Below are 17,240 nucleotides of genomic sequence, written 5' to 3'. Positions count from 1 at the left end.
TAGTGTGACAACAAGTTAGTGTATATGAGAGTGGTGACAATCAAGATGGATGAACAGAAAAAAGATGGTATAGAACAGCAGCAAGAACAAACACCAACTGAAGTAAAACCGGCAGGGAAATTTATTCAATTAAAACCGTTTAAATTTATCATGCTGATGTTCTTTACAATCCTTATTACTTCAGGCTTAACGATATTTGCGTTAACATTCGGTGATAAGAATGTAGTTGAAGTGAAAGTACCGACTGAACGTGCAGAATTTAAAAAATTATATGAAGCCTTTGATTTACTTGAAAACAAATATTACCAAGATATCGATGATGAAAAAGTGGTCGATGGTGCTATTAACGGCATGTTCGATGCTTTAGATGATCCGTATTCTGATTTTATGGTGAAGGAAGAAGCAGATCAATTTAATTCTGGTTTATCTTCTAGTTTCCAAGGAATTGGTGCGGAAATTCAAGAGCGTAATGGCTTTATTACAGTAGTGTCACCTATAAAAAATTCTCCTGCTGAAGAGGCTGGCTTATTACCGAAAGATATTATCTTAACGGTTGATGGGAAAAGCATTCAAGGATTCAGTGCTTCTGAAGCGGTCGCACTTATTCGTGGTGAAAAAGGAACATCAGTGGAATTAACCGTGAAACGTGGCGAAAATACTGAGCCTCTTAAAATGACAATTGTTCGTGATGAAATTCCAGTAGAAACGGTTTATGGTGAAATGCTTGATGGCAATATTGCTCATATCCAAATTACATCTTTCAGCGAAGAAACTACACAAGAGCTAGAAAAAATCCTTGCAGATTATGAAGGCAAAGGGATGAAAGGGATTGTCCTAGATTTACGTCAAAACCCTGGTGGTTACTTGCAAGCTGCAATAGAAATTTCGAATCTATTCGTTCCAGAAGGTAAACCGATTGTTCAGGTACAAGATAAAGATGAAGAACCAAAAATCACAAATGCAATTGGTGGTAAAAAATATGATCTTCCTGTGACAGTTCTTGTCGATAGTGGTAGTGCATCTGCATCTGAAATATTAGCTGCTGCATTAAAAGAATCTGTTGGTGCTAAAATTATTGGAGAAACATCATTCGGTAAAGGTACCGTGCAAAATGTGATACCACTAAAAGATGGCTCTAACCTTAAATTCACAACAGGTAAATGGTTAACACCAAATGGTAACTGGATTAATGAAAAGGGCATTGTACCAGATGTTAAAGTGTCATACCCTCCTTATGCATCATTACCATACTTGGATCCATCTATGGAAATGAAAAAGGGCGTGCAGTCTAACTCTGTAAAAGCGGCACAAGAGATGCTAGAAGTTCTAGGATACAAGCCTGGTAAAGCAGACGGCTTTTTTGGTCAATCTACAGAACAAGCAGTGAAAAAACTGCAAGCTGCAAACAATCTTGAAGAAACTGGTGTTTTAACTGGCGATACAACGTATGCTTTAATGGATGCATTACGTGTAAAAATAAAAGCAGAGGATCCTCAATTGTTAAAAGCAAAAGAGCTGCTTACTGGTACGCCAGCAAAAACTGAGTAAACTACAAACTAACAAAGTAGCTGTCGCAGCAGGCGTTTCTAACGACCTATGGCGACAGTTTTTTTCATAGGAGGAAATGATTGTGAAGGACGTATACTTATTTAGTGGATTTTTAGGCAGCGGGAAAACATCCATGTTAACAGATGTTATTCGACAACTGAAAGAAAAAAATTTAAAACCCGCTGTCATCATGAATGAGCTTGGAAAGCTGCCATTTGACTCACAGGCTGTAGAAAAGGATATCCCGCTTAAGGAGATGCTAGAGGGCTGTATTTGCTGCTCAGGCGCTGAAAAAACAGAGGCGCAGATTCAATCTCTTCTTTTAGATAGTGACTTTGATGTCCTAATTATTGAAACAACAGGTGCTGCACATCCTGTAGAAGCATTAGACGCTGTTTATTCACCGTTATTTGCGGAAAAGTTAAATGTCAAAGGAATTGTCACAGTTGCTGATTCAAAGCTGTGGCTGGATCGTGAGACCTTAACCCCACAAGTGCGTTCCTTATTTATGGAACAAATCCGTCACGCACATTTATTACTGGCCAATAAAACGGATTTACTTACAGAGGCAGAGCAAGCCAAAGTCGTCTATGAGCTACAAGGTTTTAATCCTCATGCCTTTATATTGCAAACAACAAATGGCCGAGTACCTTTGCATTTATTAGAAGATTTAAAAGCAACTGCACAGGTGGACACACAAGATATTGTGAAAGCTCCAATCGCATCGATGCATTTAGGCTCACGATTAGTTGAATTTAAGGACGTTGACTTTACGCAAGAGCAATTTGAGGATTGGATACGTACATTACCTGAAACCGTATATCGAATGAAAGGCTACGTGCCAATTGAAGGTGTAAAAAATCCAATGTTGTTTCAATATGCTTACGGCATGGTCCAATGGCTCCCAGAGTACGTAAAAATGCCTGCAAAACTTGTCATCATCGGTGAAAATGTAGCTTCTTTACATGTAATAGGGATGGACTAAGGGTAAAAAACAACGCTCAATTTTGCTGAGATCTACTCGTGGACTTCAATATTATACTTATAGAAATGGATATGCTCTCCAATAGGTAGACAGATGAAAAAATAAATCTGTTTATCAAGGGAGAGCATTTTTTTATTGGCTCGAAGTAAGTGCTTAAAAGATGAAAAACTAGACATTCTTAGGCTTCACTACAAAAGTCACAATTTCTAGCTACTAAGTTTTACGTTCCTTATTAAAGATTGAATAATGGAATGACAAATATGAATTAGATGAAGAAGTTGACCTTGAAGTATCTTCTTCTACTCTATCGAGAATGTGAAGGAGAATACTATAGCAATAAAAGGGCTTTCTTACGGAAAGTCCTTTTCCATTGATCATTACACAACGATCTTTTTGCTCCTACTGAAAAATCCTTCAAAAAACGACCGATTTCACTTTGAATAAAAGCTTTTTTACTCAATTTTAGTCTGATAGTATTGTTTGAATTTTGAAAATAATTACTAGTTTTCTAGGGGTGTCAACCCTATTTATAACGTAAGTATTTCATAGCTTGGTGAAACCTGTTAAAAAATATAGCAAAAGAACGCTTATTTTACGCGAATCTGTTTCTGTAATGGTGTTGTTAGCAGATGTTGGCAAGAAATTAAATAAAAACGTCCTTTACGATTAGTTGCAGAGAAGGAGGAATTGCAAACATGAAAAAAACACTAACTGCAATTTGTGCAACATTTTTATTAGCAGCTCCAATTCAAATGGCTTCTGCTGCTTCAAATACAACAGAAGGGAATACTGTTCAACAAACGAATAATTGTAAAGTCTATTATTATACTTGGTCAAATAATAAGTGGAATGTAAAACTACCACAAACATCAGCACCATCAAAAGGAACAACAAATAATAATACACAAACAACTCAAAAAGAAAATACAGCAACTGCACCATCTAAATCAACACCATCTACAACTACTTCAGATGTAAATGCTTTTGAACAAGAGGTAGTAAAATTAACGAATGCTGAACGTACAAAAGCTGGTTTAGCACCTTTAAAAACAGATAATCAATTGATGGCTGCTGCTCGTGAAAAATCACAAGATATGCAATCTAAAAAGTATTTCTCACATACGAGCCCGACATTCGGTTCACCATTCGATCGTATGAAAGCTTTAGGTATCAGTTATAAGAGTGCAGGTGAAAACATTGCACAAGGTCAACGTTCACCTCAAGAAGTAGTACAAGCTTGGATGGATTCACCAGGTCACCGTGCTAATATTTTAAACGCGAAATTTACGCATATCGGTGTTGGTTATGTGAAAACAGGTAACTACTGGACACAACAATTTATCCAAAAATAATAGTGTAAATTGAATAGCTTCATTGAATAAAAGGATGTCCACTAAGTCGTCAAATACTTAGTGGCATCCTTTTTGTTTTGACTGAAAAACAAGCGAGTAAATTACCGGGGATAATTGAATACATTAGATATGTTGAAAAAAATGGCTTCACTATGCGATCTAGCAAATAGTTGAATAATTTACTGTAGCGATGAACAAAATTCATTTAAGAGGCTATAGGGCTGCGTTAACAAACTGAAAAAAGGAGAGTGGTATATGATATTAATAAAATGTGGCGAATGCGGTAAATTAATAATAGATAGAGCAAAAAGTATTTATAACACTCAAGCTGATAAATTTTACTGTAATGAAAGTTGCGAAAAACAGGACTTGGAAGACATGAACAGTCGAGTTCCTCCTATTAAAAATAATAATAATGGGCAATTGTATTGGGATTTTCGAATAGAGCACCAGAGCGATGAGAAAAGCTTTTAAGGAAATACTAAAAAGAAATAAATCTTACCATTAGTTTTTAAAACCATATTCTTTACTATTCAAGGGGATGCAAATTAGAATAAAGATTGGGGAGTTTTGTAAATGAAGTTCCCTCTTTAGAAGAGGGGATATTCAATGTTGATGAATGTTTTGGGGTTTTTCTTCTATTATGCAAAATAGCAAACTAGAACAATGTCTAGTTTGCTATTTTTACTTTGGACGTGCTTGTAAATCTTTTTTGAACAAGTAATAACCTGATTAATAAAGTAATTGCTCCTGTTGTCAGGCCTGCAACAAGTCCAATCCAGTAACCAAACGGTCCGAAATCTGTATGCGTCGCAAGCATATATCCGACAGGTAAGCCGATCACCCAATACGAAATAATAGCCATAATAAAAGTGATCATCACATCCTTATAACCTCTCAAAGCCCCTTGTACTGGCGCTTGAATAGCATCAGATAGCTGGAAAATGGCTGCGAATACTAAAAATTGTACGGCATATTCTATTACTTCACGATCAGTTGTATACATATTGGCGACGGGTTCACGCAGTAAAAAAAGGATACAAGCTGATATAAAGCTAAATAAAATCGCAGTCGCAACACATAAATAGCTATAGATTCTAGCATCTTGCATTCGACCAGCACCTATTTCAAAACCTACTAATATCGTAACGCCCATTGAAATGCTAAGTGGTACCATGTATAGCAAGCTGGTGAAATTTAAAGCGATTTGATGAGCGGCAATGATTTCTGTACTAAAGCTACTCATCATCATTGTGACTGCCGAAAAAATACTTGTTTCTGCAAATAAGGATATACCGATTGGCACGCCGATGATTAAAATTTCCTTCCAACGAAGCCATTCTAATTTTGGCCAATCATGGAATATGCGAAAGCGTTCAAAGGGCACATGTTTTGCAATAATCCAAACGGTTATAAAGAAAATAAGCCAGTAGGTAATTGCTGTTGCAACCCCTGCACCGATTCCACCAAGCTCGGGCGCTCCAAATTTCCCGAAAATAAAAATATAATTTAACATAATATTAATCGGTGTAGTAAGTAGCGTGATCATCATTGTGACGCGTGTTTGTCCGAGAGCATCAATAAAGCAGCGCAATACACAAAATAAAAAGAGCGGTAAAATACCAGCACACATCGCGTAAATATAGGATTTAGCAATGTTATGTACAGAGGTTTCTAAATTCATATTCCCTAAAATCCAATCAATTCCAACTAATAGCACACTGAAAATAAGTACAGCTAATAGAATGGCTACATAGATCCCTTGCTGGACAGCCTTTTTAGCATCCAGTTCTTTTTTAGCACCTACAAGCTGAGAAACAATTGGTGTAATGGCAAGAAGAATTCCGGAAAGTCCTATGTAGATAGGCATCCAAATGGAAGAACCGATCGAAACCCCGGCTAGGTCTGCTGTGCCGTAGCGACTCGACATTAGAATATCGAAAAAAGAAATTAGATACATCGCTACTTGCGTAACTAAAATGGGTACAATCATTTTTAACATTAGTTTATATTTATCTTTTATCGTAGTGGTTTGATACATTTAGTCTAACTTCCTCCATTAACATAATGAATAAGTATAGCATACTTAAATAGGTATAAATTGAAAAATTAAAGGCTTCATCTATATCTTTTCGTTCGCATATAGTAAAATAAAAGACTGTAAACAAAAAGTAGTGACGGCTTTTTAAGGAATAGGAGAATTTACGTGAAACAACAAACAATCATTTTAACCGGTGGAGGGACAGCTGGTCATGTATCGCTCAATCAAGCGATACTCCCGTCTTTACTAGACCTAGGTTATGATGTCCACTATATTGGGTCTGATCAGGGCATTGAAAAAGAATTAATAAGCGAGGCATTTCCTGATGTTCCGTTTTACGGTATTTCAAGTGGAAAATTGCGTCGTTATTTCTCAATGAAAAATTTTACTGACCCATTTAAAGTGCTTGCTGGATTGATGCAGGCTTTTCGTATTATTAAAAAAGTGAAGCCGCAAGTTATTTTTTCAAAAGGCGGCTTTGTTTCTGTACCCGTTGTCATGGCTGCGAAACTTGCTGGTGTTCCAGTGGTCATCCATGAATCAGATGTAACACCAGGCTTGGCCAATAAAATTGCGCTACCATTCGCATCGCATATTTTTACGATTTTTGAAGAAACATTGCAACACTTACCGAAAGAAAAGGCAACTTGCACAGGCTCCATTATTCGTGAAGAGTTATTTATGGGTGATCGAGCGAAGGGGTTATCTCTCTGTAGCTTTACAACATTAAGACCTGTTCTTCTTGTAATGGGGGGGAGTTTAGGGTCAGTTGTTTTGAATGATGCACTTCGTCAAAATGTACCAGAGCTTGTCAAACAGTTTCAGATCATTCATTTGTGCGGTAAAGGAAATTATGACAAATCATTCGAGTCTATGTCTGGTTACAAGCAGTTTGAATATGTAACAACAGAATTACCAGATTTATTACATGCGGCAGACTTTATCGTCTCACGTGCAGGCTCCAACTCGATTTTTGAATTTTTAGCACTTCACAAGCCGATGTTGTTAGTGCCATTATCTGCACAAAAAAGTCGTGGTGATCAAATATTAAATGCCAACCTATTTAAAAGACAAGGTTATGCAGAAGTATTACAAGAGGAAGAGTTAACAAAGGAATCGTTTAAAAAATCGGTGCATGTGTTAACGGAGCGCAAAGAAGAAATGGTAGCAACGATGCAAAAAACACAAAGACCTAAAACGCCAGAAGAAATGGCGAAATTGATTTTACAATATAAAAAGTAAGCTCTTTACTCGATATGCTTTAGACAATACCCACAAAATAGGGGCCTTACTGCATGTAAAGCCCGAAAATAAAAGCTATGTGCCTGTCATTACGACAGAACACATAGCTTTTTTTATTTGTAGATTACATCGCTTGCTCTTCGCCTTCTTGCGTCTGATTGGCTGTTGTCAAATAGAACAAGTCTTTTGGAATTTTAAATAAATTAAATTGCGCTTCGCCTCTGTTTACCTGTGCTAATAACGTCGGGTGTTCTTCATTTGCACAAACGACATAAGGTAGCTTTAAGGCTGCACGCTGTGATTTTATATTTTCAACACGAATACGGAGAAATACCGTATGGAAGTTGTAATCAAAAAATAGTTCATTCAAAAAAAGCATCTTTGCCTTTTGGTTATATCCTTTACCTTGATAAGGGAGTCCAATCCACGTTCCTAAAAAGCCTGCACCTTCCTCAACATCATGAATGCTAATGGTGCCGATTGGTTGACCCCAATCATCGGTAATGGTCCTAGAAATAGCGAGTCCCTTCGCTTCCTCTTCAATCAGTTGCTTTGTCATAAACCAGTATTCATCAGCAGACGTGGCTTTTTGACGGACAAATGGGAAAACAGAAGGGTGTGATAATAGCTCATAAAGCTCTGTACATTCATGAAGGTCTCGATGTTTAAGCATACGAAACGCCTCCTTTACTAGGGTAGTTAAAACAATTCCGTTGAAACATAAAGAAGAAAACTACAATTCGTACTGGAATTAAAACCCAAAGAACTAGACGTTATAACTATGATATCCATAATTTCCCGCTGTCTTACTGATTTTTCGCCCATACCGAAAAAAGGCTAGCTTTTTTAATATAATATAACATTCTTACTGCTTTATGCAATCATTTTCCACGAAAAAACAAAAAATAAATATATTAGTCAGTAAATTCCGAAAGGTGAATTGTTATATTCTAATTTTTAGGATATTTAAGTCTAAAATAACAATTTTCTGTATAAAAATATTTAAATAGTGTTTCTTTAGAATTATATTTTTTCTTCAAAAGAGGTAAAATATCAAAAAAAACCCTGAAAAGGATACAATTTTTTCGATTTGGAAAATGTGATTCCTTGATATTATGTTATAATAGTAGTATTGATTTTTTTGTATAAACAAACAATATAAATAAATTTTATCAGTCGTGTTGATTAGGAAAAAATCGGTTTATTATGGAGTAATAAAAAGTTTTTTGCTGCTATTTTGAAATATATTCCTATTTTCAACTGATTGTAGTGTATGGCTACTCGACTCCCGCAGGAAAGCGAGTAGTCCGTAGCGGAAATCAGCACCTTCTTATTAATTAGGATGGATAAAAAATGGTTAATCAACACATCTGAAAATTTTATTTTAATATGATCGACTTATGGGGGTGACAGCATGGAATATCTATTAAGCGAAGATTTTTTTAATGAATTGTTTATTGGCAAAGATTTTGTCTTTCTAATGAAAAGAGTGGGAGACGATTATCAATATATTCGCTTAAATCAAGCAGCTCGAGCTTTGTTATCACATGAGGCGATTGGGAAAATGCTTTCTACCATTACCTCGAGTCGTAATTTTTCGATAATTCTAGAGAATTACCATCAAGCAATAGCGAAGCATAGTCAAGTTGATTATGTTGATTATGCTTATGTTAAATCTGAAGTTCGTAAATATGAGACATCTGTTCGTCCGTTTAAAAATAATAATGAAGACTATATTTTAGCCATAACAAAAGAGATTCTTTATGATCGCAGTATTGAAGATAAGTTTTTATTTATGCGCTCAATGTTTGATCATGCCTTTTTCTCTACGGTCATCCTATCAGCTGAAGGGGCTATTTATGAAGTGAATTCCAGCTTCATGGAGGACTTTAAATTAGATAATGAAACGGTCAAACACAAAGTATTCGTTGATTTACCAATTGTTCCTAAAGATGAGGTAGAAAACATTCAAAACTATTTACAAAGGGCAGCAATGGGCGAAAATATTGGAGAAAAACTCATCAAGCTTCATACACTGGATAAAAAAGAGCGCACGTATTTACTTTCACTCTCTCCTGTGATGCAAGGAGATAACTCTTTTGCTATTTTTCTTATCATGCAGGATTTCACACAATTCACTCAACAAAAAGCGGAGTTACGCTCTAAATCGCATGGTTTAGAGGTTTTTAAAGCTGCTCTAAATTCTGCAACGTCCATTGCTGTTTTTGATATAGATGGAAATATTGTGGAAGTTAATGATTTGTTTTTAAGTGCGTCTGGTTTCACGGCAGAGGAACTAATTGGTCAATCTTATCATTTAATCAAACCTCGATTTCAAACGGAGGACTTCTTACAATCGATCAATGCAACAGTTGGAGCGGGGGAAATTTGGCGAGGGGAAATGTGCTACCGTACAAAATATTACGCTGAATACTGGGTAGAAGTAGCTATAGTTCCATTAAAAAATGAATTTGGCAAGACAGAAAAGTACTTATCCATTAACTATGATATTACAGACAAGAAAAGAATGTTAACGGAATTGAAAAATATTGAACGAACATTTCGTCTCATAACAGAAAATACAAATGATTTGATTGTCATTACTAACGAGGATGGCATCATTATTTATGCCTCACCATCCTATAAGGTATTCTTAGGGTACGAAAATGTAGAATTACAAGGTCAGTTTTACAGTAACATCATCGAGGACGAAAGTAAGAAAGCATGGCAAACGTTTCTAAATAATTATTCGGGTCAAACAGATACGCAGTTTGAGCTACTGCTTAAAGCAAAGGATGGTACGCCTGTTTGGACTGAAGGAAATGTAACAGTTGTACATGATCCTGAACGCGAAAAAGTTTCACAAATTATGATGGTATCCCGTGAAATAACCCGTCGTAAGGAGCGGGAGAATGATCTATTATATTTAGCTTACCACGATACGTTAACACAGCTACCAAATCGTCGTTTTTTACAAAAGGAGTTCCCGAAATTACTGACACAAGCACAAGAACATCATGTGTGTTTAGCTATTCTCTATATCGATGGGGATGACTTTAAGAATGTTAATGATTGCTACGGCCATGATACAGGGGATGATTTTATCCGGAAGTTTGGCCAAGTTTTAAATACAGCTGTACGTAGTCATGATTTAGTTATTCGCATTGGCGGCGATGAATTTATCGTTGTCTTAACAGGTTTAACTCGGGATGATGACAAGAGGCATACTCAAATTATGCACATTAATAATCGGATCCGTCATGAACTTAAAAAAGGTTGGACCATTGAAAATCATCATTTTTCCCCAACTGCCTCTATTGGAATCGCTTATTATCCGGATCACGGTACTTCATTAAATGAATTGCTAGAAATAGCTGATCAAGCCTTATATAAAGCGAAGGAATTCGGGAAAAATAATTTCTATATTGCTGATGCACAGTAAAAAAGTCTGTACAAACAAGTAATTGCTTGTGGTACAGACTTTTTGTTTGATGTTATGCTATAACAGTGCTAAGGAGGAAATCCTTATCGTTATTTTTAGAAAAGAAGGTGATGGAATGCCTAAAAAGATACTTTTGGTGGAAGATGAGAAGCATATCGCGCGCTTTGTGGAGCTCGAATTAAAGCATGAGGGCTATGATGTATTGGTCGCATTTGATGGACGTGAAGGACTTGCACTAGCGTCATCTGAAAATTTTGATGTTCTGTTATTAGATGTTATGCTTCCGGGGATAAATGGTATTGAAATTTGTCGCCGAATACGTACGCAATCAAAGGTACCGATTATATTGTTAACGGCACGAGATGCTGTGATGGATCGTGTAGCTGGCTTAGATGCTGGTGCAGATGACTACATAGTAAAACCATTTGCGATCGAAGAACTACTAGCAAGAATTCGGACTATTTTACGTCGGGTAACACCTGATGAAAAAAGTGCAGAATCATTAAATTTTCGTGATATCGAAATCGATATAGCAGCCTATGAAGTATCCGTGCAGGGGGCTAAGCTTGATTTAACGAAGACGGAATACGATTTACTTAAACTATTAATCGAGCATAAAAATAAAGTTTGTACACGAGAGCTCATTTTAACCTCTGTTTGGGGGTATGATACGGATATAGAGACAAATGTTGTAGATGTATATATCCGACATTTACGAACAAAACTACCTGGAGATATGAATGCCTATATAGAAACCGTTCGTGGGGTTGGGTACGTGATGCGTGAATGAAAAGATTGAGAGATTATTTAGTTCATCAACCCTTACAAAGAAAATGGATGCTAACATCTAGTGCTGTAATATTTTTTAGCTATACGATTATTTGTATTGTCGTTTATATTTCGCTCCATACATGGCTATTACATGACGAGGAAAGTAAAATCAAACGGACAAGCGATGATTTGGTGTCTTTTTTAGAGTCACAAGGACCCAACCTTACAATTCAGCAAATTCAAAAAAACACAGGGCTATTAAATTCCATTGTGGATCGTGATCAAACTGTTAGAGTGTTTAATTTAGATGGTGTAGAGATTTTACGTATTAATAATGCTTCACAGGCTGCGCCCATTACCTCAATGCGAGAAATTATGGAAGTGACCATTGATAATGAGGATGCCTTTGTCATAAATGTACCAATTCAGCTAGGTTTCTTTCAAGGCTATATTCAAATTATTCATCCACTGACAGGGTTCCAATCATTGATGCATTATTTATTAACGGCGATGCTTATAGCAGGTTTAGGAGCATTGTTGTTATCAGCCTCGATTGGCTATTATCTTGCTAACTATTTAATGCAACCATTACATGCGTTACGTTCATCCATGAAAACGGTTATGGATAAAGGATTTAATGAGCCAATTCAATTAACATACTCTTCTCATGATGAGATTGGTGATTTATTGAAGATGTACAATGCAATGATGGACGAACTGCAAATTTCATTTACAAAACAACAGCAATTTGTCGCAGATGCTTCTCATGAGTTACGTACGCCAATTCAGGCCATCGAAGGACATCTCTCTCTATTGAAAAGATGGGGGAAGGATGATCCGGAAATTTTAGAAGAATCTATTGATACTTCCCTAACAGAAATTGCACGGATGCGTAAAATGATTGAAGAATTATTAGAGCTTGCACGTCGTGAAGAAAAAGATGACACGAGTGAGGCTGACGCAGTAACTGTTATTACAGGGGTAATAGAAGAGATACAGTATCTTCACCCAGAAGCTCGAATAACGCTGTCGAAAAATGAAGAAATAGGTCAGTTGTTCATTACGGAAAATGCACTCAGTCAAATTGTTCGTAATATAATAGAAAACGCAATTCGTTATTGTGAAATAATTCCAGAGATTCAAATTTCACTATTCGTCTCCGGGAAGGAAGCGCTGTTAAAAATAGAAGATAATGGAATTGGAATAACGGAAGAAAACATTCCTTTCATTTTCGATCGCTTTTATCGGGTTGATGAGGCTAGAAATCGTCAAATAGGCGGTACGGGCTTAGGGCTTAGTATTACCAAAATGTTGCTAGAAAAATATAATGGTACTGTAGAAGTCAAGAGTGAAGAAAACGTTGGAACCGTTTTCTTCTTAAAAATCCCGCTAAAATATTAAGAAAAATCCACGCTTTATTTAATTATTTTAGCCTTTGCGAAAAAATTTGCTTAATTTCATAAAAAGAGTTGTATTTTTTGTGAAGAGTAGTAAGATTGAGATGGAAAAAACGTTCTTTAAATAATGGATAAGTTGTGTCAAACATCCTTTTAAAGAACAGAAAAATATTATATAATTAATTGCAATTTAATTAATGGAACTGCCGAAAGGCAAAATTTGGAGGTCATTTTTCATGTCGAACAACGTTACAACTGTAAGTTCTCCATGGTCAGCTTTCTCTGGTCCTAACCTAGGATATGTGATGGAGCAATACGACTTATTCTTACAGTCTCCTGAAGAAGTAGAACCGGAGTTAGTATTATTATTCCAACAATTTGGTGCACCAGTAGTAGTTGAAGGTGAAGTAGCTGTAGCAAGTAATGCAGCAGCTCCTGCTGGCGATTACAAAAAAGTGTTAGCAGCTGTGAAACTAGCAGATGCTATTCGTACACACGGCCATTTAGCGGCAGATATTTACCCTCTGAAAAACCGTGAACTACAAACAGCTCAAATTGAAGAAAGCGCGTTCAACTTAAGCGCTGCAGATTTAGCTGAAATTCCTGCAGCTGTCTTCTTCAAAGATGTGCCAGCAAACGTGAAAAATGGTAAGGATGCAATCGATCACTTAAAATCTGTTTATACAGAAAAAGTAGCATTTGAATATAATCACGTAGTAACAACAGAAGAACGTGATTGGATTCAAGCACAAATTGAATCAGGTTCATTTAAACAAACATTAGCTTCTGATGAGAAAAAAGCATTATTAGACCGTTTAACTCGTGTTGAAAACTTCGAGAAGTTTATCCACAAAACTTTTGTAGGTCAAAAGCGTTTCTCTGGTGAAGGTTTAGATACTCAAATCGTTCTATTCGATGAAATTTTAAAAACATCTGAAGCAAATAACGTAGAAAAAGTACGTATTGGTATGGCTCACCGTGGTCGTTTAAATGTGTTAACACATATTTTAAATAAACCATACGACATGATGTTCTCCGACTTTGCACACGTGTCTAATGAATTGTTTTTACCAGAAGATGGTCGCCTTGAAATAACTAAAGGCTGGACAGGTGATGTAAAATACCACATGGGTGCTTCTTACAACCGTGAATCAGGTATGAATGTTAAACTTGCTTACAACCCATCTCACTTAGAAGTAGGAAACCCAGTTGTTTTAGGTACTGCTCGTGGAGCACAAGATGATACTTCTAAGCCAGGGCAAGCGATTCATAACCGTACAAAAGGATTAGGTATTCTTGTGCATGGTGACGCTGCGTTCCCAGGTCAAGGTATCGTAACAGAAGTATTAAACTTTGCAAAAACTGAAGGGTTCACGACTGGTGGTACAATTCACATCATTGCTAACAACATGATTGGATTTACAACTGAACTACAAGACTCTCGCTCATCTGTTTACTCTTCTGACCCTGCAAAAGGTTACGAAGTGCCAGTTGTGCACGTAAATGCAGATAGCCCTGAGTCTGTTGCTTTAGTAGGTCGTTTCGCAGCTACCTACCGTCAAAAATTCGGTAAAGATATCGTCGTAGACTTAATTGGTTATCGCCGTCACGGTCACAATGAAACGGATGATCCAACTGTTACAAACCCTGAAACATACAAATTAGTTGTTAAACATGAACCAGTTCGTGCTTTATATGGTGCACAATTAGCAGCTGAGGGTGTTGTTTCTGCTGATGATGTAGCAGCTTTAGATACAGCTATTTATGCAGAAATGCAAGCAGCTTATGACCACGTAAAAGAAATGGCAGCTAAAGATGAGCACAAACATCTAGAAATGCCAGAAGAGTTAAAAGTAGAATTCCCACAAATTGAAACAGCAGTTGGTGCGGAACGTTTAGAAAAAATTAACGAAGAGCTTTTAGTGTTTGAAGAAAACTTCGAGCCACAGAAAAAACTTGGCAAAATTTTAGAAAAACGCCGTGATGCATTTGCTTCTGCAAAAATCGACTGGGGTCATGCAGAAACTTTAGCTTATGCAACAATTATTCAAGATGGCACACCAGTACGTTTTACAGGTCAAGATGCACAACGTGGTACGTTCTCTCAACGCCACTTAGTGTTACATGACAAAAACAATGGTAACTTATTCACGCCACTTCACCATATTTCAGGTGCAAATGCTTCATTTACAGTGCATAACTCTCCACTGACAGAAGCAGGGGTAGTAGGCTTTGAATATGGTTATAATTTAGAAAATGACCATGTATTATCAGTTTGGGAAGCTCAATTCGGTGACTTTGCAAACATGGCACAAGTGATGTTTGATAATTTTATTTCAGGTGCACGTGCTAAATGGGGTCAAAAATCTGGTTTAGTAATGCTTTTACCGCATGGTTATGAAGGTCAAGGTCCAGAACACTCTTCTAGCCGTATGGAACGTTATTTACAAATGTCAGCTGAAAATAACTGGTTCGTTGCAAACTGTTCAAATGCAGGCAACTACTACCACTTATTACGTCGCCAAGCAGCATTATTAGGAACAGAAGGTGTTCGTCCGCTTGTAGTGGTATCACCTAAATTCCTACTTCGTCACCCATTAGCTGCTGCAAACGCTGATCAATTAGCAAATGGCTCATTCCAAGAGGTAATTGAGCAACCTGGTCTAGGTTCAAAACCAGAAGCTGTTGAGCGCGTTGTATTAGGAACAGGTAAAGTAATGATCGATATTGCGGACCGTATTAAAGATGGTGAAGGCTTCGATCACTTACACATTGTACGTGTAGAACAACTTTACCCATTCCCAAAAGAGCAAGTTGCTGGTATTATTGCTAAGTATCCTAACGTAAAAGAAGTTGTTTGGGTACAAGAAGAACCTAAAAACCAAGGTACTTGGAATTATGCATTAGAAACATTATTTGACCTTTCTGAAGGTAAAAAGCTACGTTATGTAGGTCGTCCTGCAATGAGCTCTACTTCTGAGGGTGATGCAGATTCTCATAAAGCAGCTCAAGCAGCACTTGTAGAAGAAGCAGTTGCTGAGCCTGTAAAAGTTAAATAATCAATCACATAATAATTTTAAAAGCCGGGCTACTTGCTTAGGCAGTAGCCCTTTTATGTGCACACAATGCACGTTAATCAAAGGAGGAAATGAAAGTGGCTGAAATTAAAGTCCCTGAATTAGCAGAATCGATTACAGAAGGTAGTATCGCACAGTGGGTAAAAAAAGTGGGCGATCGCGTTGAGAAAGGTGAATTCATCGTTGAACTTGAAACAGATAAAGTAAACGCTGAAATCATTTCTGAAGAAGCGGGTGTATTAACTCAAATTTTAGCTGAAGAAGGCGATACTGTACTTGTAGGTCAAGTAATCGCAGTTGTAGAAGCTGGCGAAGGCGCAGCTCCAGCTCCTGTTGCAGCGGCTCCAGTTGAAGCAACACCAGCTCCAGCAGCGCCACAAGCAGCTCCGGCTCCTGTTGCAGCAGCTCCAGTTGTTGAAGAAACTTCTGGTGAGCGTGTAATCGCATCTCCAGCAGCACGTAGACTTGCTCGTGAAAAAGGTATTGACCTTGCTGCTGTATCTCCAGTAGATCCACAAGGCCGTGTACGTGTACAAGACGTTGCAGCTCATGGTACAGCTCCAGTAGCAGCACCACAAGCAGCTCCAGCAGCACCTAAAGCAGTTGTAGCTGTAGATGAATCACGTGTGACAGTTGAAAAAATGAGCCGTCGTCGCCAAACAATTGCAAAACGCTTACTTGAAGTAAAACAATCTACTGCGATGTTAACAACATTTAACGAAGTAGATATGACAAATGTTATGGCATTACGTTCTCGTAAAAAAGACCAATTCTTCGAGTCAACTGGCTCTAAACTTGGTTTCATGTCATTCTTCACTAAGGCAGTAGTTGCTGCACTTAAAAAATATCCATATGTGAACGCGCAAATCGTTGGTGACGAAATTCACTTAAACAACTTCTTTGATATCGGTGTAGCTGTATCAACAGAAGAAGGATTAGTAGTACCAGTTGTACGTGACGCTGACCGCAAAAACTTCGCTGAAATTGAAGATTCAATTGCAGACCTAGCGAAAAAAGCACGCGACAAAAAATTAGGTTTAGCAGATCTTTCAGGTGGCTCATTCACAATTACAAACGGTGGGGTATTCGGTTCATTAATGTCTACACCTATCATGAATGGTACACAAGCTGCTATCTTAGGTATGCACACTATCAAAAAACGTCCAGTAGAAGTGAATGGTGAAGTAGAAATTCGCCCAATGATGTACTTAGCACTTTCTTATGACCACCGTATTATTGATGGTAAAGATTCTGTAGGTTTCCTTAAAACTGTAAAAGAATTACTTGAAAACCCAGAAGATTTATTATTAAATTCTTAATTCCAAAATCATATTTAAACCCTGCGAACTTTGTTTTGCAGGGTTTTTTTCTTTTTATGGAACATT

Annotated in this window: 12 protein-coding genes; 10 read left to right on the top strand and 2 right to left on the bottom strand. The window is 37.2% G+C overall.

The window, feature by feature from the left end; genetic code table 11:
* Nucleotides 1-45 precede the first annotated feature (45 nt).
* From ACB089_RS12775 to ACB089_RS12760, 4 genes are all read left to right on the top strand, one after another.
* Nucleotides 46-1,548 (top strand): S41 family peptidase, encoded by a 1,503-nt coding sequence (locus ACB089_RS12775; RefSeq protein WP_374966741.1) that lies wholly within the window; start codon nucleotides 46-48, stop codon nucleotides 1,546-1,548.
* 82 nt (nucleotides 1,549-1,630) lie between these two features.
* Complete coding sequence (locus tag ACB089_RS12770) at nucleotides 1,631-2,533, top strand: CobW family GTP-binding protein (protein ID WP_374966740.1); 903 nt, start codon at nucleotides 1,631-1,633, stop codon at nucleotides 2,531-2,533.
* A gap of 695 nt (nucleotides 2,534-3,228) precedes the next feature.
* Nucleotides 3,229-3,885: a CAP domain-containing protein gene (locus ACB089_RS12765; protein ID WP_374966739.1), complete on the top strand. Its 657-nt coding sequence runs from the start codon at nucleotides 3,229-3,231 to the stop codon at nucleotides 3,883-3,885.
* A 255-nt stretch (nucleotides 3,886-4,140) separates the two neighbouring features.
* Entirely contained in the window at nucleotides 4,141-4,359 is a 219-nt protein-coding gene (locus ACB089_RS12760) for a hypothetical protein (protein ID WP_368634705.1), read from the top strand.
* Nucleotides 4,360-4,555: 196 nt separating this feature from the next.
* On the opposite strand, the gene ACB089_RS12755 is transcribed toward ACB089_RS12760, so the two are convergent.
* Complete coding sequence (locus ACB089_RS12755; protein WP_374966738.1) at nucleotides 4,556-5,926, bottom strand: MATE family efflux transporter; 1,371 nt, start codon at nucleotides 5,924-5,926, stop codon at nucleotides 4,556-4,558.
* A gap of 165 nt (nucleotides 5,927-6,091) precedes the next feature.
* On the opposite strand from ACB089_RS12755, the gene ACB089_RS12750 reads away from it, so the two are divergent.
* Nucleotides 6,092-7,168: an undecaprenyldiphospho-muramoylpentapeptide beta-N-acetylglucosaminyltransferase gene (locus ACB089_RS12750; RefSeq protein ID WP_374966737.1), complete on the top strand. Its 1,077-nt coding sequence runs from the start codon at nucleotides 6,092-6,094 to the stop codon at nucleotides 7,166-7,168.
* Between the two features lie 124 nt (nucleotides 7,169-7,292).
* On the opposite strand, the gene ACB089_RS12745 is transcribed toward ACB089_RS12750, so the two are convergent.
* Nucleotides 7,293-7,841 carry a GNAT family N-acetyltransferase gene (locus ACB089_RS12745; protein WP_374966736.1) on the bottom strand — a complete coding sequence of 183 codons (549 nt, stop codon included), beginning with the start codon at nucleotides 7,839-7,841 and terminating at the stop codon, nucleotides 7,293-7,295.
* A gap of 741 nt (nucleotides 7,842-8,582) precedes the next feature.
* Between ACB089_RS12745 and ACB089_RS12740 the strand changes: the two genes are divergently transcribed.
* From ACB089_RS12740 to odhB, 5 genes are all read left to right on the top strand, one after another.
* Complete coding sequence (locus ACB089_RS12740; protein WP_374966735.1) at nucleotides 8,583-10,610, top strand: diguanylate cyclase domain-containing protein; 2,028 nt, start codon at nucleotides 8,583-8,585, stop codon at nucleotides 10,608-10,610.
* Nucleotides 10,611-10,725: 115 nt separating this feature from the next.
* Nucleotides 10,726-11,400, top strand: coding sequence for a response regulator transcription factor (locus ACB089_RS12735; protein WP_374966734.1), 675 nt, complete (start codon nucleotides 10,726-10,728; stop codon nucleotides 11,398-11,400).
* The gene (locus ACB089_RS12730) at nucleotides 11,397-12,782 is read left to right on the top strand and encodes a sensor histidine kinase (protein ID WP_374966733.1); all 1,386 of its coding nucleotides are present in this window, start codon (nucleotides 11,397-11,399) and stop codon (nucleotides 12,780-12,782) included. Before ACB089_RS12735 ends, ACB089_RS12730 begins: the two co-directional genes overlap by 4 nt.
* Nucleotides 12,783-13,014: 232 nt before the next feature.
* Complete coding sequence (locus ACB089_RS12725) at nucleotides 13,015-15,837, top strand: 2-oxoglutarate dehydrogenase E1 component (protein ID WP_374966732.1); 2,823 nt, start codon at nucleotides 13,015-13,017, stop codon at nucleotides 15,835-15,837.
* Nucleotides 15,838-15,932: 95 nt separating this feature from the next.
* Nucleotides 15,933-17,174 carry a 2-oxoglutarate dehydrogenase complex dihydrolipoyllysine-residue succinyltransferase gene (gene odhB, locus ACB089_RS12720; RefSeq protein ID WP_374966731.1) on the top strand — a complete coding sequence of 414 codons (1,242 nt, stop codon included), beginning with the start codon at nucleotides 15,933-15,935 and terminating at the stop codon, nucleotides 17,172-17,174.
* Nucleotides 17,175-17,240: the final 66 nt, after the last annotated feature.

The sequence above is a fragment of the Lysinibacillus sp. RS10 genome (assembly GCF_041956855.1).
Classification (GTDB): Bacteria; Bacillota; Bacilli; order Bacillales_A; family Planococcaceae; genus Lysinibacillus; species Lysinibacillus xylanilyticus_A.
The sequence above is the reverse complement of the archived record's forward strand: the minus strand, read 5'-3'. Positions and strand labels throughout refer to the sequence as shown.